This window comes from Pantoea sp. E2023-21, assembly GCF_051302795.1.
Taxonomy (GTDB): domain Bacteria; phylum Pseudomonadota; class Gammaproteobacteria; order Enterobacterales; family Enterobacteriaceae; genus Pantoea; species Pantoea ludwigii_A.
The window spans coordinates 561,045-584,339 of the sequence record NZ_CP195344.1; the positions used below are offsets into that span (position 1 = coordinate 561,045).

At 53.9% G+C, this 23,295-nt stretch carries 17 protein-coding genes; 12 read left to right on the plus strand and 5 right to left on the minus strand.

Translation table 11 applies throughout. The annotated features are described in order from the left end of the window. Positions 1–22: 22 nt before the first annotated feature. From ACRQ84_RS02670 to ACRQ84_RS02685, 4 genes are all read left to right on the plus strand, one after another. A complete protein-coding gene (locus ACRQ84_RS02670) occupies positions 23–1,240 on the plus strand; it encodes a winged helix-turn-helix domain-containing protein (RefSeq protein WP_483817114.1) in 1,218 nt (405 codons plus the stop codon). Positions 1,241–1,330: 90 nt separating this feature from the next. Continuing rightward, entirely contained in the window at positions 1,331–1,513 is a 183-nt protein-coding gene (locus ACRQ84_RS02675) for a Trm112 family protein (protein WP_007887424.1), read from the plus strand. Further along, entirely contained in the window at positions 1,510–2,259 is a 750-nt protein-coding gene (kdsB, locus tag ACRQ84_RS02680) for a 3-deoxy-manno-octulosonate cytidylyltransferase (RefSeq protein WP_049851021.1), read from the plus strand. Before ACRQ84_RS02675 ends, kdsB begins: the two co-directional genes overlap by 4 nt. A 105-nt stretch (positions 2,260–2,364) precedes the next feature. Then, positions 2,365–3,258 (plus strand): YcbJ family phosphotransferase, encoded by an 894-nt coding sequence (locus ACRQ84_RS02685; RefSeq protein WP_483817115.1) that lies wholly within the window; start codon positions 2,365–2,367, stop codon positions 3,256–3,258. On the opposite strand, the gene elyC is transcribed toward ACRQ84_RS02685, so the two are convergent. Next, a complete protein-coding gene (gene elyC, locus ACRQ84_RS02690; protein WP_483817116.1) occupies positions 3,238–4,023 on the minus strand; it encodes an envelope biogenesis factor ElyC in 786 nt (261 codons plus the stop codon). The two genes, ACRQ84_RS02685 and elyC, sit on opposite strands and share 21 nt — an antisense overlap. 124 nt (positions 4,024–4,147) lie before the next feature. On the opposite strand from elyC, the gene cmoM reads away from it, so the two are divergent. From cmoM to ACRQ84_RS02725, 7 genes are all read left to right on the plus strand, one after another. Beyond that, positions 4,148–4,933, plus strand: a complete 786-nt coding sequence (cmoM, locus tag ACRQ84_RS02695) for a tRNA uridine 5-oxyacetic acid(34) methyltransferase CmoM (RefSeq protein ID WP_483817117.1) — start codon at positions 4,148–4,150, stop codon at positions 4,931–4,933. Beyond that, positions 4,930–6,252: a chromosome partition protein MukF gene (gene mukF, locus ACRQ84_RS02700; RefSeq protein ID WP_064740755.1), complete on the plus strand. Its 1,323-nt coding sequence runs from the start codon at positions 4,930–4,932 to the stop codon at positions 6,250–6,252. The genes cmoM and mukF overlap by 4 nt, the downstream gene beginning before the upstream one ends. Next, positions 6,233–6,967, plus strand: a complete 735-nt coding sequence (gene mukE / locus ACRQ84_RS02705) for a chromosome partition protein MukE (protein ID WP_483817118.1) — start codon at positions 6,233–6,235, stop codon at positions 6,965–6,967. The genes mukF and mukE overlap by 20 nt, the downstream gene beginning before the upstream one ends. Then, on the plus strand, positions 6,964–11,430 hold the full coding sequence (gene mukB, locus ACRQ84_RS02710) for a chromosome partition protein MukB (protein WP_483817119.1): 4,467 nt from the start codon (positions 6,964–6,966) through the stop codon (positions 11,428–11,430). Before mukE ends, mukB begins: the two co-directional genes overlap by 4 nt. Before the next feature lie 156 nt (positions 11,431–11,586). Further along, positions 11,587–13,413: a L,D-transpeptidase gene (gene ldtD, locus ACRQ84_RS02715; RefSeq protein ID WP_483817120.1), complete on the plus strand. Its 1,827-nt coding sequence runs from the start codon at positions 11,587–11,589 to the stop codon at positions 13,411–13,413. Between the two features lie 187 nt (positions 13,414–13,600). After that, positions 13,601–14,152, plus strand: a complete 552-nt coding sequence (locus tag ACRQ84_RS02720; RefSeq protein ID WP_008102370.1) for a peptidoglycan L,D-endopeptidase MepK — start codon at positions 13,601–13,603, stop codon at positions 14,150–14,152. 36 nt (positions 14,153–14,188) lie between these two features. Then, entirely contained in the window at positions 14,189–14,821 is a 633-nt protein-coding gene (locus ACRQ84_RS02725) for an MBL fold metallo-hydrolase (protein WP_483817121.1), read from the plus strand. A 43-nt stretch (positions 14,822–14,864) separates the two neighbouring features. Here ACRQ84_RS02725 and ACRQ84_RS02730 read toward each other — a convergent pair whose 3' ends face one another. The 4 genes from ACRQ84_RS02730 to pncB form a co-directional block, all read right to left on the minus strand. Beyond that, positions 14,865–16,055, minus strand: a complete 1,191-nt coding sequence (locus ACRQ84_RS02730) for an amino acid aminotransferase (RefSeq protein ID WP_064740760.1) — start codon at positions 16,053–16,055, stop codon at positions 14,865–14,867. A gap of 199 nt (positions 16,056–16,254) precedes the next feature. Beyond that, on the minus strand, positions 16,255–17,355 hold the full coding sequence (ompC, locus tag ACRQ84_RS02735; protein WP_483817122.1) for a porin OmpC: 1,101 nt from the start codon (positions 17,353–17,355) through the stop codon (positions 16,255–16,257). A gap of 299 nt (positions 17,356–17,654) precedes the next feature. After that, positions 17,655–19,055 carry an asparagine--tRNA ligase gene (gene asnS / locus ACRQ84_RS02740; protein WP_064740762.1) on the minus strand — a complete coding sequence of 467 codons (1,401 nt, stop codon included), beginning with the start codon at positions 19,053–19,055 and terminating at the stop codon, positions 17,655–17,657. A gap of 147 nt (positions 19,056–19,202) precedes the next feature. Further along, positions 19,203–20,408: a nicotinate phosphoribosyltransferase gene (gene pncB, locus ACRQ84_RS02745; protein WP_064741206.1), complete on the minus strand. Its 1,206-nt coding sequence runs from the start codon at positions 20,406–20,408 to the stop codon at positions 19,203–19,205. Positions 20,409–20,661: 253 nt separating this feature from the next. Here pncB and pepN point away from each other — a divergent pair, with 253 nt between their 5' ends. Then, positions 20,662–23,277, plus strand: a complete 2,616-nt coding sequence (pepN, locus tag ACRQ84_RS02750; protein WP_483817123.1) for an aminopeptidase N — start codon at positions 20,662–20,664, stop codon at positions 23,275–23,277. Positions 23,278–23,295: the final 18 nt, after the last annotated feature.

Consider the following 23,295-nt stretch of genomic DNA (forward strand, 5'->3'; position numbering starts at 1 on the left):
CATTCGCAAAGGGAAATGAGTCATGAACCTCGTTACTTCCCTGTCGTTACAAACCGCTCGTCATCTCCATTTGGCCGCACAAGGACTGTTACGTCCTTTGGGCCGCCGTGCGCGCTATGCCGACATTCACGATACTGTTCGCCAGATGTCCCTACTGCAAATCGATACCATTAATGTGGTGGCTCGCAGTCCATATCTGGTGCTATTTAGCCGTCTTGGTGCTTACCCGGCTAATTGGCTGGAAGAGACGCTGTCATCGGGCGCACTATTTGAATATTGGGCACATGAAGCCTGTTTTATCCCCTTTGAAGATTATCCATTGCTGCGCCATCGCATGCTCGAGCCACAGCGACTGGGTTGGAAGTACAATCAACAGTGGGTAGAGGAACATCAACAGGAAATCACTGACCTTCTGCAACACATCTCCACCCATGGTCCAGTGCGAGCCGCTGATTTCAGCCATGATAAACAGACCAAACCGGGTTGGTGGGCGTGGAAACCGCATAAGCGTCATCTGGAAAACTTGTTCAGTGCCGGTCAGTTAATGGTGGTGGAGCGGCGTAACTTCCAGCGGGTTTACGATTTGCACAGTCGTGTGATGCCGGACTGGATTGATGAACAGCATGCGCTGAGTGAACACGATGCGGTCATCAAGATGTTAAGTCACAGTGCGCGCAGCCTCGGCATTTTCCGGGGCAGTTGGTTAGCGGATTACTATCGCCTTAAACGCGCACCGATCAAACCGTGGCTTGCTGATGCGGCAACGCGCGGAGAGATTGTTCGCGTTGAGGTTGAGCAACTGGGCGAAATGTGGTTACACCATGCCTTATTGCCGCTGCTGGAAAAACCGCTTTCGGCCACGCATACCACGCTGTTATCGCCTTTTGATCCGCTGGTATGGGATCGTCGTCGTGCGCTGGAACTGTTTAATTTTGATTACCGCATTGAGTGCTATACCCCAGCAGAGAAACGCAAATATGGTTACTTTGTCCTGCCGGTCTTGCACCGCGGCTTATTGAAAGCGCGCATCGACGCTAAAATGGAGCGTCAGGCGCAGCAATTAGTGATTCGAGCATTCTGGCTGGAAGAGGGCACACGCGTCAGTAACGCTTTCCTCAATGATGTACAAAAAGCCCTTAATCGCTTTGCCGAGTGGCAGGGTGCCAAAGAAGTGATTATCGAAAATGCGCCTGCTAAATTGCGGGCTGTCTGGTCAAATCGCTGGTCGATTGGCGGGTAAAGCCGCACGATGTCCGGCTTGAGTGCCTCATAAACGCACACGCTATTATGATATGCTAACCGCCTGAATCGGTCCTGAAAGGAGAAGATTATGGATCACCGTTTACTCGAAATCGTTGCCTGCCCGGTATGCAACGGAAAACTGTATTTCAACAAAGAGCAGCAAGAATTGATCTGTAAACCGGATGGCCTGGCTTACCCGGTACGTGACGGTATTCCCGTGCTGCTGGAAGTTGAAGCGCGTACGCTGTCTGTTGAAGAGATTCATCCATGAGTTTTGTTGCCATTATTCCTGCGCGTTACGCATCAACGCGTCTGCCCGGCAAACCGCTGGTGGATATCCAGGGGAAACCAATGGTGTTGCACGTGATGGAACGCGCTCGTGAATCGGGCGCCGATCGTGTGATTGTCGCGACCGATCATCCGGATGTGGCGGCGGCGGTAACGGCGGCGGGTGGCGAAGTGTGCATGACGCGCGTAGATCATCAATCCGGTACTGAGCGTCTGGCAGAAGTGATCGAGAAGTATCAGTTTGCTGATGACACTATCATCGTCAACGTGCAGGGCGACGAGCCAATGATCCCGGCGGAAATCGTACGTCAGGTGGCAGGTAATCTGGCGCAGTCCGAAGCGGGTATGGCGACGCTGGCAGTGCCGATCACCGATGCAGAAGAAGCCTTTAACCCGAACGCGGTGAAAGTGGTGATGGACGCCAAAGGTTATGCGCTGTACTTCTCACGTGCCACCATTCCGTGGGATCGTGAGCGTTATGCCCGCTCACGCGAGCAGATCGGTGACACGCTGCTACGCCACATTGGCATTTACGCCTATCGCGCCGGTTTTATTCGCCGCTACATTGCGTGGGAACCCTGCCCGCTGGAGCACATTGAGTTGCTCGAACAACTGCGCGTGCTGTGGTACGGTGAAAAAATCCACGTCGCGGTGGCAAAAACAATCCCTAGTGTTGGGGTGGATACGCCGGAAGACCTTGAGCGAGTTCGCCTCGCTATGCAGGGATAATCTCCGACCGGCCAGCGGCTCTCGCTGGCCTTAACGTTTGATCTGGCGCTAAGTTTTGCGTCGCCATCACCTCCAGCATACCCCTTTGACATCGGAGGATATCGCATGGAACAGCTCCGTTCAGAACTTGCGTTGGTGCTTGGTGAAAGTATCAGCCGTCTTGAAACCATCAGCGAACAGAAGCACACGCGGCTGTATGCGCTTTATGATAACGCCGGTAAACCCATGCCGCTGGTGGCAAAGTATTTTCGTCACCAGGGACGTGCTGCGCTGGAAGCCAAAAAGCTCACCATGCTGGGTCATGATGGCTTAGTCGCCGTGCCTGCGGTGTTTGGTCTGGTGCTTAGCCAGCAAAAACCCGTTCATGAAATGTTGCTGATGGCGCGGTTTAACGGCGTGTCAGCGGAAGCGCCTGCTCGCAGCGCAGCTCGCTGGGAACAGCTTTGTGAACAGATTGTGGAAGGCGTGCTGGCCTGGCATCGCATCGACAGCCATGGCTTAGTCGGCAGTGTAGACAGTGTGCAGGAAAATAGCTGGCCCGCGTGGTATCGCCAAAGAGTGGAAGTATTGTGGTCAACGCTGGGTTATCTGTCCCCGCCGTTTTTCACGCTAGAAGATCGTCAGATTCTGTTTCGTAGCCGCCAGCTTTTACCTCGTCTGTTTCATGGCTTTGACGATCCTTGCGTGTTGATGCATGGCAATTTGCGCTTAGCCAGTATGCTGAAAGAGGCCCACAGCGATCAGCTGATTGCGATGATGCAGCCAGGCAACATTCTCTGGGCTCCGCGGGAATACGATCTCATGCGATTGGCAGATAGCGGGGCAGAAGCATCACTGCTACAGCACTATTTGCAGCGTGCGCCAGTGGCAGAAGGTTTCCTCTGGCGACGCTGGTTGTATCAGCTGTGGGATTGCATCGACACGCTGGTCAGCAGCGGGCAATTTGACCGTCCGCGCTTTGATCACGCCCGTGAACAATTACTCCCCTGGCTGGGTTGAGGTGAGATCATCACCGCGCAGCTTCTGCCAGGCCTGTCCTAGCATTTCATAGATAGCGCGTTCACTGTGTGCGAGCCACAGCGATGACGGAATGGCGCGTTCCCACCCATTCAACGGCGATGTCACCGCCAGTTGATTAGCCGGCGCGGCCAGCGGATTCATACCGGCACTTTGGAAGAAATGCATGGCACGCGGCAAATGGTTGGCGGACGTCACCAGCAAGAACGGATGTTGCCCAATTGTTTGCTTCACCGCGCGTGCTTCACCAACCGTATCTCGCGGCTGATCCAACTGAATAATCGCTTCTGGCGGCACGCCAAGACTCTCCGCGACTTCTGCCGCCACGCTGGCGCTGCTACGTGGATTTTCGCCTGCCGCTGCGCCAGTAAAGATCATTTTCGCCTGCGGGTAGCGCCGCCACTGACGTACGCCTTCTGCCACGCGCGGCAAACTATTGTTTATCAAATTTGAACTTGGCGCCCAATTCGGATTGAAGGTATAGCCGCCGCCGAGCACCACGATATAATCGACCGGCTCGTTACCGTTCCAGGTGGGATAATGATTTTCCAGCGGTGACAGCATGCGATCGGCAACCGGCTGCAGGCTCAAAACCAGCAGCAGCAGCCAACTGGAAGAGATAAGGATTTTGCCACTTTTTTGCCAACGGCTGAACCAGAGCAGCAAAAGTCCTGCCGCCATCAGTAATAACAGCAGCGGCAAAGGCAGCAACATCCCGCCAATGACTTTTTTAAATGCGAAAAACATCGAATAGGGTCTCTTTTGTCCGAAAAAACAGCAGCCAGACGGTTACTGCGGCATGAAAGGTTCATTCTTGTTGAGCCTGTGACAAAATAGCACAAGTTGAATGCAGCAAAGCGGAGCCATCATCATGCAGGATCGTAACTTTGACGATCTGGCGGACAAATTCTCACAGAACATTTATGGCACGCGCAAAGGGCAAGTGCGCCAGGCGATTGTCTGGGACGAGCTGGAAGCCCTGTTACCGTCATTGCCTGTCGGGCCCTTACAGGTGCTGGATGCCGGTGGCGGCGTGGGACAAGTCTCAAGCGGTCTGGCGGCGCGCGGTCATCAGGTTGTACTGTGCGATCTTTCTGCTGAGATGCTGAAGTTGGCGGAAGCCCATGCGCTCGCAGCGGGTGTGAGCCACAACATGCAATTCAAACAAATTAGCGCTCAGCAGGTGGGCGAACATTTGGATACGCAGGTTGATCTGGTATTGTTTCACGCGGTGTTGGAATGGGTGGCGCAGCCAGAAGAAGTGCTGCAAGCGCTGTGGCACACGCTCAAGCCCGGCGGTGTGCTGTCGTTGATGTTTTACAACGCGCACGGCTTAACCTTCCGCACTCTGACGCTCGGCAATTTCGGCTATATGCGCGCCAATATGAGCAAACGCAAAAAGCGCACGCTGTCGCCGGATTTCCCACGCGATCCTGATGACGTGACGCGCTGGCTGAAAAACTGCGGATTTGACATTGAACGGCGTGCGGGCATTCGCGTCTTCTGTGATTACATGAAGCCGCAACCCGGCGCAGGGAAGAGCGTTGAGGAAATCATTGAGATGGAACGGCGTTTCTGTCGCCAGGAGCCCTTTTTAAGTTTAGGGCGCTATATCCACGTGACCGCGCGCAAACCCAGTCAGAAGGATCAACTATGAGCGAATTTTCCCAGACGGTCCCCGAATTGGTGGCATGGGCGCGCAAGAACGATTTTTCGCTTGCGCTGCCGGTAGAACGTCTGGCCTTTTTGCTGGCCATCGCCACCTTAAACGGTGAGCGCATGGACGGCGAGATGAGTGAAGGCGAGCTAATTGACGCGTTCCGTCACGTTAGCAAAGCTTTTGAACAAACCCACGAAACCGTGCAGGTACGTGCCAACAACGCCATCAACGACATGGTGCGTCAGCGCTTGCTTAACCGCTTTACCAGCGAACTGACGGAAGGGCATGCCATTTATCGTCTGACGCCGCTCGCTATCGGTATTACCGACTATTACATCCGCCAGCGCGAATTCTCCACGTTGCGCTTGTCAATGCAGTTATCGATCGTGGCGCAGGAGTTGAAGCGTGCCGCAGATGCTGCCGAAGAAGACGGTGACGAATTCCACTGGCATCGCAACGTATTTGCGCCGCTGAAATATTCGGTGGCAGAAATTTTCGATAGCATCGACATGACGCAGCGTCTGATGGATGAGCAGCAGCAAGCGGTGAAAACCGACATTGCCGACCTGCTTAACAAAGATTGGCGCGCGGCGATCTCCAGCTGTGAAATGTTGCTGTCGGAAACCTCCGGTACACTGCGCGAGCTGCAGGATACGCTGGAAGCGGCGGGCGATAAATTGCAGGCCAACCTGCTGCGTATTCAGGACGCGACGCTGAGCAGCCCGGATTTAGGTTTTGTCGATAAGCTGGTGTACGACCTGCAAAACAAATTGGATCGCATCATCAGCTGGGGCCAGCAGGCAATCGACCTGTGGATTGGCTACGACCGTCACGTGCACAAGTTTATTCGTACCGCCATCGACATGGATAAGAACCGCGTCTTTGCACAGCGTTTACGCCTGTCGGTGCAAAATTATTTCGACCAGCCGTGGGCGCTGACCTACGCCAATGCCGATCGTCTTTACGATATGCGCGATGAAGAGATGACGCTGCGTAATGACGAAGTGATGGGCGAGCTGCCGCCGGAAATGGAATACGAAGAGTTTAATGAGATTCGCGAACAGCTGGCCGCAATGATCGAAGAGGCGCTACTGATTTATAAGCAGGAACAAAAGCCACTCCATCTTGCCACGGTGATGCGCGACTATCTGTCGCAGTATCCGCGCGCGCGCCACTTTGATTTGGCGCGTATTGTCATCGATCAAGCCGTGCGACTCGGCGTGGCCGAAGCTGATTTAGCCGGTCTGCCTGCGCAATGGCAGGCCATTAATGATTACGGAGCCAAGGTGCAGGCACATGTCATCGACAAATATTGAACAAGTGATGCCAGTCAAACTGGCATTGGCTCTGGCAAACCCGATTTTCCCGGCGCTCGATAGCCAGTTACGCGCGGGTCGCCACATTGGCATTGAAGAGCTGGATAATCACGCCTTCCTGATGGATTACCAGGAATATCTCGAAGAGTTTTACACGCGCTATAACGTTGAGCTGATCCGCGCGCCGGAAGGCTTCTTCTATCTGCGTCCGCGTTCAACCACCTTGATCCCGCGCTCGGTATTGTCCGAGTTGGACATGATGGTCGGCAAGATTCTTTGCTATCTCTATCTCAGCCCGGAACGTCTGGCGAATGAAGGGATTTTTACCCAGCAAGAGCTGTACGACGAACTGCTGTCGCTGGCCGATGAGAGCAAACTGCTCAAGCTGGTAAATCAGCGCTCCACCGGTTCCGATCTCGATCGTGCCAAGCTGCAGGAAAAAATGCGCGCGTCGCTGAGCCGCCTGCGTCGTCTTGGCATGGTGTGGTTTATGGGTAACGACAGCAGTAAATTCCGCATCACCGAATCGGTATTCCGCTTTGGTGCTGACGTGCGCAGCGGTGATGATGCGCGTGAAGCGCAGCTGCGCCTGATCCGTGACGGTGAAGCGATGACGCTGGAAAGCGCGCCAGCTGCGACAGAAACCGATGAATCAGATAACGATATTGACGCTGAAAGCGACGCGAGTGACAACGCGGAGGATGAACAAGCATGATTGAACGCGGTAAATTTCGTTCGCTAACGCTGATCAACTGGAACGGCTTCTTTGCCCGTACTTTTGATCTCGATGAGTTGGTGACCACGCTGTCAGGCGGTAATGGTGCGGGTAAATCCACCACCATGGCCGCTTTCGTTACGGCAATGATTCCTGACTTAACGCTGCTGCATTTCCGTAATACCACCGAAGCGGGTGCCACTTCCGGTTCGCGTGATAAAGGCCTGCACGGCAAACTGCGTGCTGGCGTATGTTATTCGGTGCTGGATGTGGTCAACTCTCGCCATCAACGCGTGATAGTGGGTGTACGTCTTCAGCAGGTGGCAGGGCGCGATAAAAAAGTCGATATCAAACCATTCAGTATTCACGGCTTGCCGAGCGATTCACAGCCTACCGATATGCTGACCGAAGTCCTCAATAACCGTCAGGCGCGCGTTTTGCCGCTGACGGAAGTGAAGGAACGTGTCGAAGCGCAGGAAGGCGTACAGTTCAAACAGTACAACTCTGTAACCGATTATCACTCGGTGCTGTTTGAGCTCGGCGTGGTGCCACGTCGTCTGCGTAATGCCAGCGATCGCAGCAAATTCTATCGTCTGATCGAAGCCTCGCTGTATGGCGGTATTTCCAGCGCCATCACCCGATCGCTGCGCGATTACCTGCTGCCCGAAAACGGCGGAGTGCGCAAAGCTTTCCAGGATATGGAAGCTGCGCTGCGTGAAAACCGCATGACGCTGGAAGCCATTCGCGTTACGCAGTCGGATCGCGACCTGTTTAAACATCTGATTTCTGAAGCTACCAGCTATGTTTCCGCTGACTACATGCGCCACGCTAACGAGCGTCGCCTTCACCTTGATGGCGCGTTGCAGCTGCGTAATGAGCTTTTTACCAGCCGTAATCAGCTCATTTCCGAACAGTATCGACATATCGAAATGGCGCGCGAGTTGTCCGAGCACAACGGTGCCGAGAGCGATCTGGAAAGCGATTATCAGGGTGCCAGCGATCATCTCAATCTGGTGCAAACTGCGATGCGTCAGGCGGAAAAGATCGAGCGCTACGATGCCGATCTGGAAGAACTGACCTATCGTCTTGAAGAGCAGAACGAAGTTGTTGCCGAAGCGCGTGAAGTGCAGGAAGAGAACGAAGCGCGCGCCGAAGCGGCTGAAGTTGAAGTGGATGAGCTGAAAAGCCAACTCGCTGACTTCCAGCAGGCGCTTGATGTGCAGCAGACGCGTGCCATCCAGTATCAGCAAGCCTTACAGGCATTGGAGAAAGCGCGTACGCAGTGCCAGCTGCCCGATTTAACTATCGATAATGCCGCTGAATGGCAGGAAACCTTCCAGGCGCGTGAAGAAGAAGCGACCGAACGTCTGCTGCGTCTCGAGCAGAAACTGAGTGTCGCCGAAGCGGCACACAGCCAGTTCGAGCAGGCGCTGACATTAGTCACGAGCATTGCGGGTGACGTCGGTCGTCAGGATGCGTGGCAAGTGGGCCGTGAATTACTGCGTGATGCCAGCAATCAGCGTCATCATGCCGAACAACTCTCCTCGCTGCGTCTGCGCCTGAATGAATTGGAAACGCGTCTGCGCGAGCAACATGATGCTGAGCGTCTGCTGGCGGATTTCTGCAAACGTCAGGGCCAGCAATACGATGCGGATGCGCTTGACGGTTTGCAGCGTGAACTCGAAGCGCAGATTGAACAACTGAATGAGAGCGTAGCGGATGCCGGCGAACGCCGCATGTTGATGCGTCAAGAGCTGGAGCAACTGCGTGAGCGCATTACGGCGCTGACCGCCCGCGCGCCACACTGGCTGGCAGCGCAGGAGATCCTCACGCAACTGAGTGAGCAAACCGGCCAGGAGCTGACCAGCAGCCAGCAGATTACCGAATTTATGCAGCAACTGCTGGAGCGTGAGCGTGAAACCACAGTTGAGCGTGACGAACTGGCCGCGCGGAAGCGCGAAGTTGAACAGCAGATTGAACGTCTGAGTCAACCGGGCGGCGCGGAAGATGCTCGCCTGACGCAACTGGCGGAACGTTTTGGCGGCGTGCTGCTGTCAGAAATTTATGATGACGTTACGCTGGATGATGCACCGTACTTCTCGGCGTTGTACGGTCCCTCGCGTCACGCCATCGTGGTGCCGGATCTGTCGCTGGTGCGCGAACTGCTCGACGGTTTAGACGAGTGCCCGGAAGATCTCTATCTGATTGAAGGTGATCCGCAGGCATTTGACGACAGCGTATTTAGCGTTGAAGAGTTGCAAAAAGCGGTAGTGGTAAAAGTGGCTGAGCGTCAGTGGCGCTACTCCCGCTTCCCCAAAGTACCGCTGTTTGGCCGCGCGGCGCGTGAAAATCAGTTGGAACTGTTGAACAACGAACGTGAACAGCTGGCCGAGCGTTATGCCACGCTGTCGTTTGATGTGCAGAAAAACCAGCGTTTGCACCAATCCTTTAGCCGCTTTATTGGTAGCCATTTAGCGGTAGCGTTTGATGAAGATCCGGAAGCGCAGATTCGTCAGCTCAACAGCCGCCGTGGCGAGCTGGAGCGGGCTTTAGCGCAGCATGAAAACGATAATCAGCAGCAGCGCGCACAGTTTGAGCAGGCAAAAGAGGGTGTCAGCCAGCTGAACCGCCTGTTGCCGCGCGTTAATCTGCTGCTCGACGACACGCTCGGCGATCGTTGTGAAGAGATCCGCGAGCGGGTAGAAGAAGCGCAGGAAGCCGCGCGTTTCCTGCATCAACACGGCAGCAAACTCAGCAAGCTGGAGCCGTTGATTTCGGTACTGCAAAGCGATCCGCAGCAGCACGATCAGCTGCAGCGTGATTATCAGCAGGCGCAGCAACAGCAGCGTGATGCGCGTCAGCAGGCGTTTGCGCTGACCGAGGTGGTGCAGCGCCGTGCGCATTTCAGCTATGAAAGTTCAGCTGGCATGTTGGGTGGTAACAGCGATCTCAATGAAAAATTGCGTCAGCGTCTGGAGCAGGCGGAAGGCGAGCGCAGCCGCGCACGTGAACGTCTGCGTGGACATCAGGCACAGCTGACGCAGTATTCGCAAGTGCTGGCGTCGCTGAAAAGCTCTTACGACGCCAAACGCGACATGCTGAAAGAGTTGCAGCAAGAGATGCAGGATATCGGCGTGCATGCTGATGCCAGCGCAGAAGAGCGCGCGCGCATCCGTCGTGATGAGCTGTATAGCGCACTGAGCCACAACCGCGCGCGTCGCAACCAGTTGGAAAAACAGATCACCTTCTGTGAAGCAGAAATGGATAGCCTGCAGAAGAAACTGCGCAAGCTGGAACGCGATTATCACCAGATTCGTCAGCAGGTAGTGAATGCTAAAGCGGGCTGGTGCGCGGTGCTGCGTCTGGTCAAAGAGAACGGTGTTGAGCGTCGTCTGCATCGCCGCGAACTGGCCTATCTCAGCGGTGATGAGCTACGTTCCATGTCGGATAAAGCGCTCGGTGCGCTGCGTCTGGCGGTGGCGGATAATGAACATCTGCGCGATGTGCTGCGCATGTCTGAAGATCCGAAACGGCCGGAGCGTAAGATTCAGTTCTTTATCGCGGTGTACCAGCATCTGCGCGAACGTATCCGTCAGGACATCATTCGTACTGACGATCCGGTTGAAGCCATCGAGCAGATGGAGATTGAACTGAATCGCCTGACCGAAGAGCTAACGGCGCGCGAACAGACGCTGGCGATCAGTTCACGCAGCGCCGCGAACATTATTCGCAAAACCATTCAGCGCGAGCAAAACCGTATTCGCCAGCTGAACCAAGGTTTGCAGGCCGTGAGCTTTGGTCAGGTGCGCAGCGTGCGCCTCAACGTGAACGTGCGTGAAGCGCACTCCACGCTGCTGGATACGCTGTCGGAAGAGCATGAACAGCACCAGGATCTGTTTACCAGCAATCGCTTAACCTTCTCGGAAGCCCTGGCGAAACTTTATCAGCGCCTGAATCCGCAGATCGATATGGGCCAACGCACGCCGCAAACCATCGGTGAAGAGCTGCTCGACTACCGCAACTATCTTGAGATGGAAGTGGAGGTCAATCGTGGTACTGATGGCTGGCTGCGCGCGGAAAGTGGCGCACTTTCAACCGGTGAAGCGATCGGTACCGGGATGTCGATTCTGGTGATGGTGGTACAGAGTTGGGAAGAAGAATCGCGTCGTCTGCGCGGCAAAGATATTTCGCCGTGTCGTCTGCTGTTCCTCGATGAAGCGGCCCGTCTGGATGCGCGTTCTATCGCCACGTTGTTTGAGCTGTGCGAACGTCTGGAGATGCAGCTGATCATCGCAGCACCAGAGAACATCAGCCCGGAAAAAGGCACCACCTATAAGCTGGTGCGTAAAATGTTTAACAACACCGAACATGTGCATGTAGTGGGTCTGCGCGGCTTCTCGGCGGATTCCGCACCCGTGAAACAGGAAACGCCCGGGCTTGGTCTTGAAACGGAAAATAGCTAGCGCTAAATCTGGTTAAAAAACAGCGCTACGTTTAATCTGTAAGCGGCATCTGCACTTAAAGGCAGATGCCGTTTTTTATTCGTATACTCAACATTAAGAGTATGGTTGTACATAGCGATAACAGGGCGCTATGTCATTGGTGAGAAGGGGGCAGGGATGTTGCTAAACAATAAAAGCAAAATGAGTCGTGCTGCAGGAGTACTCGGTTTGTCACTGGTATTGTCACCGCTGGCGGTCAGCTATGCGGCTATCACCTCCACGCTGCCTCACTCCACGCACCGTTCGATGTCGGTTGCTGCCAGCCAGCAACAGATCCAGCAGGCGTTTAGCGCCACTGAACAACCCTTCTATCTGCCGGGCTTAGCCGGCATTTATGCTTCGCGCGATATGGCTCCGCTGTGGCAAGACCACGAAGCGGTGCAGGCTTTTCAGCAGCAGCTGGCGGAAGTGGCGCTCTCTGGCGTACAGCCGCAGTTCAGCCGCTGGGTGGAGCGTCTAACCAATCCCAATATTAAAGGTCTGGCGCGCGATATCGTGCTGAGCGATGCGATGCTCGGCTATCTGCAATTTGTCGCCAATGTGCCTTCGCAGGGTGAAACCTGGCTCTACAGCAACGTGCCTTACAAGCTGACGATGCCGACGCTGGCGGCGATTAATCAATGGCAGAACGCGGTCAACGCGGGCGGCAGCCGCACTTTCGTGGTTTCTCTACAGCCGCAACACCCTCAATACGCACCGATGCACAGCGCGTTGAAAACGTTGCTGACCGATAATCGCCCGTGGCCGCAACTGCGCGACAGTACCACGCTGCGTCCGGGACAAATCAGCAATGATGTGCCTGCGTTACGCGAAATTCTGCAACGTACCGGCATGTTAACCGCCAGCCACAGCAGCACGCCTACGCCGGCGGAAGATGCGGTGCCAACCGCCCCGGTTCCGGTGAGTCAAAGCGATCAACCGGTAGCAGTGAGTCCGTCTGCCGCCAATTTTGATGATATTGATGCTGCTCCCGCTCTGGCCGCTTCACCTGAAGTGGCCAATAATGTTGCCGCTAATCCGACAGCCGTCGGCCCCAATGTGTATGACACCGCGCTAGTGGAGGGCGTTAAGCGTTTCCAGCATTGGCAGGGATTGGCCGATGACGGTGCGATTGGTCCGCGCACGCGCGAGTGGTTGAATGTACCTCCGCAGATGCGTGCATCGCTGCTGGCACTGAATATTCAACGTCTGCGCCTGCTGCCGGATGATATGCATAACGGCATCATGGTAAACATTCCCAACTACTCGCTGACCTACTACAACAATGGTGCCACCATTTTGTCATCACGCGTGATCGTCGGTCGTCCCGATCGCAAAACGCCGCTGATGCGCAGCGCGTTGAATAATGTGGTGCTTAATCCACCGTGGAACGTGCCAACTACATTGGTGCGTCAGGATATTGTGCCAAAGGTGAAGCAGGATCCGACTTATCTGTACAAGCACGGTTATACGCTGCTGTCCGGCTGGAGCGCGGATGCGGAAGTGATCGATCCCTCCATGATTGACTGGCGTATGGTGTCGGCGGCGAGCTTCCCGTATCGCATTCGTCAGGCGCCAGGCGCGACGAACTCACTTGGCCGTTACAAATTCAACATGCCAAGCTCAGATGCCATTTATCTGCATGATACGCCCAACCATACGCTGTTCCAGCGCGATATCCGTGCGCTCAGTTCAGGCTGTGTCCGCGTGAACAAAGCTTCCGAGTTGGCCGATCTGCTATTACAGGATGTGGGTTGGAATGACGGACGTATTTCGGACACGTTGAAAGAGGGGAATACGCGCTATGTACCGATTCGTCATCGTATTCCGGTCAACCTTTACTACTTAACCGCCTGGGTTGCTGACGACGGGCAACCGCAATATCGTACAGATATTTACAATTATGATAACCCCGCGCGATCTGGCAGTCAGGTGCTGAATAAAGCAGGTCAATTGCTACTCTAGTGATTGATTTGACTGTTCTCCTTTTACATTAAATTAACCAAGACCAGTCTCGAAAATTTGATTTTGAGCTGGTTTTGGTCTTCTGAATCATATTCCGGGTTGACTGAGTCTTAGGTGGACGTTACTGTTCGGCCTTGTGTACTTTTCGCACATATTTTATCCGCTTTAGATTAGGTAACCTCGCTTCATGGCTAATATTGATTCTCAACGTCGTCGATTACTCTTGATTGGAGGCGCAGCAGCAGGTTTATCACTGCTTCCTGGCTCCGCGCTGGCTTCGCTTTCCACCGCCCGCCCTCGAGTATTGACACTCAGTAACCTTCACACCGGTGAAACCCTTAAAACAGAGTTTTTTAACGGTAAGCGTTATGACAAGGATGAGTTAGCCCGCTTAAATCACTTCTTCCGTGATTATCGCGCCAATCAGGTGAAGAACATCGATCCGCATCTTTTTGACCAGCTTTATCGCCTGCAAACGCTACTTGATACGCGTAAACCAGTGCAGCTGATTTCCGGTTACCGCACGTTAGCCACTAACACCATGCTGCGTGAATCGGGTCCGGGCGTGGCGAAAAAAAGCTACCACACCAAAGGACAAGCCATGGATTTCCATATTGAGGGAATTTCGTTGAGCAATGTTCGCAAAGCGGCGTTATCAATGCGCGCTGGTGGTGTAGGATATTACCCGCGCAGCAACTTCGTACACATTGATACCGGGCCTGCAAGGCACTGGTCCTGATACCGGCAGCGCTGCGTGTGTCGGTCATGGAGCGCTATGAATTACCAAATTATCCCGGTTACCGCTTTTTCCCAGAACTGTTCAGTTATTTGGGATGACGAAACCCAACAAGCGGCATTAGTCGATCCTGGCGGCGATGCGGAAACCATCAAAGCCGTGTTGGCAGAACGTGGTTTAACGCCGTCGCAAATCCTGCTCACGCACGGACATCTCGATCATGTCGGTGCCGCCGCTGAACTCGCGGCACATTATCAGGTGCCGATTGTCGGCCCGCATCCGCTTGATGCTTTCTGGTTAGATAATCTGCCAACTCAAAGCCGCATGTTTGGACTACCCGAATGCGCACCGCTCACGCCCGATCGCTGGCTGGAAGAGGGAGAGACCGTGCAGGTGGGGAATGTTCATTTGGACGTGCTGCTTTGTCCGGGCCACACGCCGGGACACATTGTGTTCTTCGATCGCGCAGGGCGTCTTCTTATTTCAGGCGATGTGATTTTCAACGGCGGCGTTGGACGCACCGATTTTCCGCAGGGCAGTCACAGCGACTTAATCAATGCGATTAAAACCAAGCTGCTGCCGCTCGGCGATGATGTTACTTTCGTGCCGGGTCACGGACCTATCTCAACGTTGGGTCGCGAGCGCATCAGCAATCCGTTCCTTCAAGAATAAAAAATGGGCCATCTAGGCCCATTTTTCATTATTCGCCGTTGGCTTAAAGAACCGCGACAATCGCCTCACACAGCGCCGACATATTGTCTGGCGTCATGCCTGCCACGTTGACGCGACCGGAATTCACCGCATACACACCAAACTCTTCACGCAGACGTACCACTTGATCTTTGGTCAGCCCGCTGAACGAAAACATGCCGTTCTGCTTGATGATAAAGCTGAAGTCTTGATTCGCGCCTTTATCCGCCAGCGTGTTCACAAAGAGCTGACGCATGCGCTGGATGCGCTGACGCATATCCGTCAGTTCCTGTATCCAGATGGTGCGTAGCGCGTCATTGCTCAGAATGGTGGCAACTACAGCCGCGCCATGGGACGGTGGATTAGAGTAGTTAGCGCGAATGGTGTATTTCACCTGGCTGAACGCGGTTTTCGCCACGTCGCTGCTTGCTGCAACCAGCGTCAATGCACCTACACGCTCATTGTACAAACCGAAGTTCTTCGAGTAAGAGCTGGCAACGATTAGTTCCTGGTGAGAGGCGGCAAAAATACGCAAACCTTCCGCATCTTCATCCAGACCGCGAGCAAAGCCCTGATAAGCGAAATCGAACAGCGGTAGCCAGCCTTTCTCTTGTGACAGCTTCGCCAGCTGTTGCCACTGATCGGCCGTTGGATCAACGCCGGTTGGGTTGTGGCAGCAGCCGTGGAACAGCACCACATCGCCCGCTTTGGCTTCCTGCAGTGATGCCACCATGCCAGCGAAATCAAGGCTATGGCTGGCTTCGTCATAGTAATGGTAATCGCAGACTTCCAGACCCGCGGCGTTAAATACATTTTTGTGGTTAGGCCAGCTTGGGTTGCTCACCCAAACACGCTTAACGCTGGTCTGATTTGCCAGGAAATCCGCCGCAACGCGCAGGGCGCCGGTGCCGCCTGGCGTTTGTGCCGTGCAGGCACGACCCGCAGAAATCAGCGCGCTCTCTTTGCCGAACAGCAGCTCCTGAGTACAACGTGCGAAATCCGCCAGACCATCAATGCTCAGGTAGTTCTTGGTGGTTTCATTTTCCAGCAAATACTGCTCAGCTTTTTTAACACTGGTGAGTACCGGCGTTTTACCGGTTTCATCTTTATAAACACCAATGCCAAGATTGATTTTATTCGGGCGGTCGTCGGCACGAAAAAGGTCAGCCAGTCCCAGAATAGGATCGGCGGGTGCGGCAGAGATCGATTCAAACATGAGTCAGTTCCGTTTGGGTGAACTTTAGCGAAATGAGCTATCAGGTTAACGTCAGTCGGCACACTTGCCAACCGCTGATATAAAAAAGAAATAGGGCGGGTGCTGAAAGTAGAAAAGCTAATTGCGAGGCCGATCACTGAAATGCAAAACGGAGCCTTAAGGCTCCGTTTTTAGGTATTACGCCAATCTAATCGTGTGATTAGAACTGGTATACCAAGCCAACGCCAACAACGTCGTCGGTGCTCACGCCCTGAGCGCGGGTGTAATCGTTGTCATCCAGCAGGTTGATTTTGTAATCAACATAGGTAGACATGTTTTTGTTGAAGTAGTAGTAAGTACCCACTTCGATGTATTTAACCAGGTCAGCATCGCCACCAGCGAAGGTTGCACCGTTAGCGGTGTTACCATTCAGCTGCTTGCCTTTAGACTGCAGGTAAGCGATGGATGGGCGCAGACCGAAGTCGAACTGGTACTGTGCAACCACTTCGAAGTTCTGAGTTTTGTTAGCAGTCTGACGAGCAGTATTACCGTAAGCAGTGGTGTTACGTGCTTCGCCGTAGAATGCTGCCAGGTAAACGTTGTTCGCGTCATATTTCAGACCGAAGCCGTATGCGTCAGCTTTATCGCCGTTGCCATCGAGTGCTTGCTGATCGGTACGGTCAGAAGAAGCGTATGAACCTACAACGCTAACACCCATGCCAGTGTCATAGGCTACAGAAGTACCCCAGCCGTCTCCATTGTCATGCAGCACGTCACGACCTTCGTTCTTGCCTTGGTACTGTGCAGCGAAGCTCAGACCATCAACCAGGCCAAAGAAGTTGCTGTTACGGTAAGTAGCCAGACCATTTGAACGACCAATCATGAAGTTGTCGTTTTCCTGATACATGGTGTCATCACCAAATATCGGTAATTGGTCGGTGTAAGACATTGCGTCATAAATAACGCCATAGTTACGGCCGTAATCGAATGAACCTGCATCACCAAATTTCAGACCTGCAAAGCCCAGACGGGTTTTAGAACCGCTGGTGCCCTGAGATTCTGCAACGTTCGCTTGAACGTTGTATTCCCACTGGCCGTAACCGGTCAGCTGGTCAGTAATCTGAGTTTCACCCTTAAAACCGAAGCGAACATAAGTTTGGTCGCCATCATCGCCAGCGTTATCAGAGAAAGTGTGGCGCGCATCAACTTTACCGTACAGATCCAGCTTGTTGCCGTCTTTATTATAAATTTCTGCTGCGTTTGCTGCGCCGGCAGCTAACAGAGCAGGGATAACCACTGCAAGAATGTTGCGCTTCATCATTTTTTATTACCCTCATTGGAGTTATTTGGACATCTGCCACTGCTGCCAAGAAATCTTTACAGAACCTTGAAAGAAGTTTGATGTCTCCTGTGTCTGCACGCATCTTTCCATCACAGGGTTGCTAATTCTAGCCCGAAGATGATTCAAATCTCTCAATTGAGTATCAAAAGGAAAAAATGTATTACAATTTGTAAAAAATAGGGAACTTTGTGAGAGAACTCAAAATTTACAAAAATAAAAAAAGGCCGGCTAGGCCGACCTCTTTATATATATGAATTTCTTATAATTAATCGCTAAATTTAGAAATTCGCATTGCGTGGAGTACGTGGGAAGGGGATAACATCCCTTACATTTTGTACGCCGGTGACATAGGCGATTAATCGTTCGAAACCTAATCCGAAGCCAGCGTGTGGCACGGTGCCGTAACGACGCAGGTCACGATACCACCAATAATCTTCTTTATTGAGGCCCATTTCTGCCAGGCGTGCATCCAGCACATCCAGACGCTCTTCACGCTGTGAACCACCGATGATTTCACCAATTCCTGGCGCGAGCACATCCATCGCCGCCACGGTTTTGCCGTCGTCGTTCATACGCATATAGAAGGCTTTAATGTCTTTCGGATAGTTTTTCACCACAACCGGTGCTTTAAAGTGCTGCTCCGCAAGATAGCGCTCGTGTTCGGATGACAGATCCACGCCCCATGAAACCGGGTTCTCGAAGGTCTGACCGCTCTTCAGCAGGATGTCGACCGCATCGGTGTAATCCACTTGCGCAAAATCGGTCTGAACAAAACGCTCCAGGCGCGCAACGGCGTCCTTGTCCACACGCTCAGCAAAGAACGCCATGTCATCGGCGCGCTCGTTCAGCACCGCCTGGAACACATATTTCAGCATGGACTCTGCCAACGCAGCCGCATCATCCAGCGTCGCAAAAGCGACTTCCGGTTCCAGCATCCAGAATTCCGCCAGGTGACGGCTGGTGTTGGAGTTTTCGGCGCGGAAAGTCGGACCAAAGGTATATACCTTAGACAGCGCGCAGGCATAGGTTTCGGCGTTGAGCTGGCCAGATACGGTCAGGAACGCTTCTTTACCGAAGAAGTCTTTATCAAAATCGATCTTGCCCTGCGGATCGCGCGGCAGATTTTCCAGGTCCAGCGTCGAAACACGGAACATCTCGCCAGCACCTTCGGTATCAGACGCAGTAATCAGCGGGGTAGAAACCCAGAAATAGCCGTTTTCGTGGAAGAAGCGATGCAGCGCCTGGGCCAGCGTATGACGCACGCGCGCCACCGCACCCACCAGGTTAGTACGCGGACGCAGGTGCGCCACTTCGCGTAGGTATTCGATGCTGTGACGTTTTGCCGCCATTGGATAGGTATCCGGATCGTCAACCCAACCAGTGACTTCAACCTTGGTCGCCTGCAACTCGAAGGCCTGGCCTTCGCCCGGCGATTCGACCACTTTCCCTGTAATGATCACGGAACAGCCGGTGGTCAGACGCAGCACTTCATCCTGATAATTATTCAGAGAATTATTGACGACGGCCTGAACGGGATTAAAGCAGGAACCGTCGTAAACGGCGATAAAGGAAAGACCAGCTTTGGAATCTCTTCGGGTACGCACCCAACCACGTACGGTGACTTCGCTGTCAACCGCAACACGGCCGTGCAGTACATCCGCTACAGGCACAACGCTCATAAAGTTCTCTCTATATATATAGTGGATAAAAGCCCCTTTTCGGGGTTTTGCTATGTTACTTGCGAGCCGACAGGAAACAAGCAAAATTGCCGCGCGACAGGGAGATTTGTTGACGGGGAGCAGGGTGCAAGCACCCTGCAATAAGAATCAGCTGGCTCTTTTAACCAGCGGCAGATCGAAGGCTTTGCGCAAGGCGCGCACAAAGGCTTTATCCTGGCAAATGGTTTTGCCGGGACTGTCGGAGAGTTTTGCCACCGGTTTGCCGTTGCAGCTCACCAGTTTAATCACGATATTCAGCGGTGTAACGCCAGGAATATCGCAGGATAAACGTGTTCCGATACCAAACACCACGTTGGCGCGCTGGCCAAAGTGACGATAGAGCGTCAGCGCTTTATCCATGTTGAGGTTATCCGAGAACACCAACGTTTTGCTTTTTGGATCGATATCCAGGCGCTGATAGTGCGCAATGGCTTTCTCACCCCATTCCACCGGATCGCCAGAATCATGGCGCAAGCCTTGGTAACGATGGGCAAAGCCGGGACCAAAGTCACGTAGGAACGCGTCCATGGTGATGCAGTCGGTCAAGGCGATGCCTAATTGATCGTCATACTCATCCAGCCAGGATTGCAGCGCGGCACGTTGGCTATTTGCCAATACCGGACTGATCTGCTGGTGCGCCTGGAACCATTCATGCGCCTGAGTCCCTACCGGATTAAGCTGCAGGCGGCGCGCCAAATCGTAGTTGCTGGTACCAACCAGCCACGGAAACTCCGCTTTTAGCGTGCTGACGATCGCTTCCTGTACCGCTTTGGAGTAACGGCGACGGGTGCCGAAATCCATCAGTTGGAAGCGCGACATATCCAAATCGCCTACCTGCTGACGGAAATCCACCAGCTTGTGCTGCAAGTGCGCTACCGCCTGGTCCACTCCCATTTGCGGCGTGCGATGGCGATGGACTACTTCGCTTATCAGCGCCAGCAATGGCACTTCCCACAGAATCACTTCACGCCACGGACCGCTGATCTGAATGGTCAGATGGCCGTTGTTGTTACGCACGTTGACTTGTGAAGGATCGAGGCGGAATTGGCGCAGCCAGTTAAGGTAATCGGTTTGAAAGAACGGCAGTCCGCTGAGGTAGTGATACTCCTCGTCGCTCAGGGTGAGCGTTTGCAGGGTTTCAATCTGCGCGCGGATCTCGTCCGCATAAATACCGAGCAGCTCGTCGCCACGGCAGCGAAATTCCGCCGTAACCGGGACATCATAATAGCGATGATAGACGGCCTGCTGCATATGGAGCTTGTACGCATCGGTATCAAGCAGCGTGGTCAAAATCGGGGAAGCATGTCCAGTCATGGTGCGTTTCAGCATCCTCTTCCGCGGAGCAGAGCCCGGTGTTCAACAAAGTCATAAAGACGCAGGAGTATAAAACAGTAATGACCGCGATCACACCATAATTGCGGGTGGCAGGTCGAGGGTCATTTGTGCCATTGTTAATGAATTGTAGCCTTTTCAACGAACGCACGCATTGTACGTGGCAACAGAGGCACAACCCGCTTAGACTTTGACGGGTCAACATATTAACGATTAAACGATGCGAGAAGGACTCATGACGCAACAGCCGCAAATTAAATATCGCCACGATTACCGTGCGCCGGATTATACCATTACCGATATCGACCTGACGTTTGATCTGGATGCTGCTTCAACGCGCGTCACTGCGGTCAGCCAGGTGAAGCGTCTTGGCGCTGCGGATGCTGAACTGCGTCTGGATGGCGAAGATCTTACGCTGGTATCACTGGCGGTGGATGGCAATCCGTGGCCACATTACCGCGAAGAAGAGGGCGCGTTGTTCATCAGCCAGCTGCCGGACACCTTCACGCTGACCATCATCAATGACATTCATCCGGATAAAAACACCGCGCTGGAAGGGTTATACCAATCTGGCGAAGCGCTGTGTACCCAATGTGAAGCCGAAGGTTTCCGCCACATTACCTGGTATCTTGATCGCCCAGACGTGCTGGCGCGCTTTACCACCACCATTATCGCCGATGGCGCACGCTATCCTTATTTACTCTCGAACGGCAACAAGCTGGAGAGCGGCCGCCATGAAGATGGTCGCCACTGGGTGAAGTGGCAAGATCCATTCCCAAAACCGTGCTACCTGTTTGCGCTGGTGGCCGGTGATTTCGACGTACTGCGCGACAGCTTTACCACGCGTTCTGGCCGCGATGTGGCGCTGGAGATCTTTGTCGATCGCGGCAATCTCGATCGTGCCGATTGGGCGATGACGTCACTGAAAGCCAGCATGAAGTGGGATGAAGAGCGTTTTAACCTGGAGTACGACCTCGACATCTTTATGATCGTCGCGGTGGATTTCTTCAATATGGGCGCGATGGAGAACAAAGGCCTCAACGTCTTCAACTCCAAATACGTGCTGGCGAAAGCTGAAACCGCCACCGACAAAGATTACCTCGGCATTGAAGCGGTTATCGGTCACGAATACTTCCACAACTGGACCGGCAACCGCGTGACCTGCCGCGACTGGTTCCAGCTCAGCCTGAAAGAGGGTCTGACGGTGTTCCGCGATCAGGAGTTCAGTTCCGATCTCGGCTCGCGCGCGGTGAATCGTATCGATAATGTGCGCGTGATGCGCGGTGCGCAGTTTGCGGAAGACGCCAGCCCAATGGCGCACCCGATCCGTCCGGATCAGGTGATCGAAATGAACAACTTTTACACCTTAACGGTGTACGAGAAAGGGTCAGAAGTGATCCGCATGATGCACACCTTGCTGGGCGAAGAGAATTTCCAGAAAGGCATGCAGCTGTACTTCGAACGTCACGATGGCAGCGCGGCCACCTGTGATGATTTTGTACAGGCGATGGAAGATGCCTCAAATGTTGATCTCTCGCAGTTCCGCCGCTGGTACAGCCAGGCGGGCACGCCTATTTTGACGGTACGCGATGATTACAATCCTGAGCTGGAGCAGTATACGCTGCACGTGGCCCAGCGCACGCCAGCCACCGCCGAGCAGAAAGAGAAGTTGCCGTTACACATTCCGCTGGATATCGAACTTTACGATAACGAAGGCAAGGTGATCCCGCTGCAGCATAATGGTCATCCGGTGCATCACGTATTGAACGTTACCGAAGAGTTCCAGACCTTCATTTTCGATAAAGTCTACTTCCAGCCGGTGCCGTCGCTGCTGCGTGAGTTCTCTGCACCCGTGAAGCTCGACTATAAATGGAGCGATGCGCAGCTCACCTTCCTGATGCGTCACGCGCGCAATGATTTCGCCCGTTGGGATGCGGCGCAAAGCCTGCTGGCAACTTACATTCGGCTGAATGTGGCGCGTCATCAGCAGGGCCAGCCGCTGTCGCTGCCGCTGCATGTTGCCGATGCGTTCCGCGCGGTGCTGCTGGATGAGCAGGGCGATCCGGCACTGAAAGCGCTGATTCTGTCGCTGCCGTCTGAGAATGAAATCGCCGAACTGTTTGATGTCATCGATCCCCTGGCGATCTCGGCGGTGCGTGATGCGCTGGTACGTACGCTGGCAAAAGAGTTGGGTGACGAATTCTTCGCGCTCTATCTGGCCAACCAAAGCAGCGAATACAAAATTGAACACGCTGAGATCGGTAAGCGCACGCTGAAAAACGTCTGCCTTGGTTATCTGGCCTTCGCCGATGCGGCACAGGCGGACAAGCTGGTACAGGCACAATATCAGCAGGCGAATAACATGACTGACGCGTTAGCGGCGTTGGCTGCGGCTGTAGCAGCCAACTTGCCTTGCCGCGATGCGTTGCTGGCGGCGTATGACGAGCGCTGGCATCAGGATGGTCTGGTGATGGATAAATGGTTTGTGCTGCAAGCCACCAGCCCGGCGGCGGATGTGTTGAGCAAGGTGCGCGAGCTGCTAAATCACCGTTCGTTCACCATGGGCAACCCGAACCGTATCCGTTCATTGATTGGTGCGTTTGCGTCAGGTAATCCAGCGGCATTCCACGCCAAAGATGGCAGTGGTTATCAGTTCCTGGTGGAGATGTTGACCGATCTCAACACGCGTAACCCGCAAGTGGCTGCGCGTATGATTGAGCCGCTGATTCGCCTGAAACGTTATGATGCCGATCGCCAGGCGCTGATGCGTAAAGCGCTGGAAACGTTGAAAGGGCTGGATAAGCTGTCTGGCGATCTGTACGAGAAGATCACCAAGGCGCTGAACGCGTAATCATGTGGGGCGCCATGA

Coding starts and splice junctions, on each gene's coding strand:
- ldtD (WP_483817120.1), top strand. CDS start 11,587: ATGTTGCTAAACAATAAAAGCAAAATGAGTCGTGCTGCAGGAGTACTC.
- asnS (WP_064740762.1), bottom strand. CDS start 19,055: ATGAGCGTTGTGCCTGTAGCGGATGTACTGCACGGCCGTGTTGCGGTT.
- ACRQ84_RS02730 (WP_064740760.1), bottom strand. CDS start 16,055: ATGTTTGAATCGATCTCTGCCGCACCCGCCGATCCTATTCTGGGACTG.
- mukB (WP_483817119.1), top strand. CDS start 6,964: ATGATTGAACGCGGTAAATTTCGTTCGCTAACGCTGATCAACTGGAAC.
- ACRQ84_RS02720 (WP_008102370.1), top strand. CDS start 13,601: ATGGCTAATATTGATTCTCAACGTCGTCGATTACTCTTGATTGGAGGC.
- ACRQ84_RS02670 (WP_483817114.1), top strand. CDS start 23: ATGAACCTCGTTACTTCCCTGTCGTTACAAACCGCTCGTCATCTCCAT.
- ACRQ84_RS02725 (WP_483817121.1), top strand. CDS start 14,189: ATGAATTACCAAATTATCCCGGTTACCGCTTTTTCCCAGAACTGTTCA.
- cmoM (WP_483817117.1), top strand. CDS start 4,148: ATGCAGGATCGTAACTTTGACGATCTGGCGGACAAATTCTCACAGAAC.
- elyC (WP_483817116.1), bottom strand. CDS start 4,023: ATGTTTTTCGCATTTAAAAAAGTCATTGGCGGGATGTTGCTGCCTTTG.
- mukF (WP_064740755.1), top strand. CDS start 4,930: ATGAGCGAATTTTCCCAGACGGTCCCCGAATTGGTGGCATGGGCGCGC.
- kdsB (WP_049851021.1), top strand. CDS start 1,510: ATGAGTTTTGTTGCCATTATTCCTGCGCGTTACGCATCAACGCGTCTG.
- mukE (WP_483817118.1), top strand. CDS start 6,233: ATGTCATCGACAAATATTGAACAAGTGATGCCAGTCAAACTGGCATTG.
- pncB (WP_064741206.1), bottom strand. CDS start 20,408: ATGACTGGACATGCTTCCCCGATTTTGACCACGCTGCTTGATACCGAT.
- ACRQ84_RS02675 (WP_007887424.1), top strand. CDS start 1,331: ATGGATCACCGTTTACTCGAAATCGTTGCCTGCCCGGTATGCAACGGA.
- ACRQ84_RS02685 (WP_483817115.1), top strand. CDS start 2,365: ATGGAACAGCTCCGTTCAGAACTTGCGTTGGTGCTTGGTGAAAGTATC.
- ompC (WP_483817122.1), bottom strand. CDS start 17,355: ATGATGAAGCGCAACATTCTTGCAGTGGTTATCCCTGCTCTGTTAGCT.
- pepN (WP_483817123.1), top strand. CDS start 20,662: ATGACGCAACAGCCGCAAATTAAATATCGCCACGATTACCGTGCGCCG.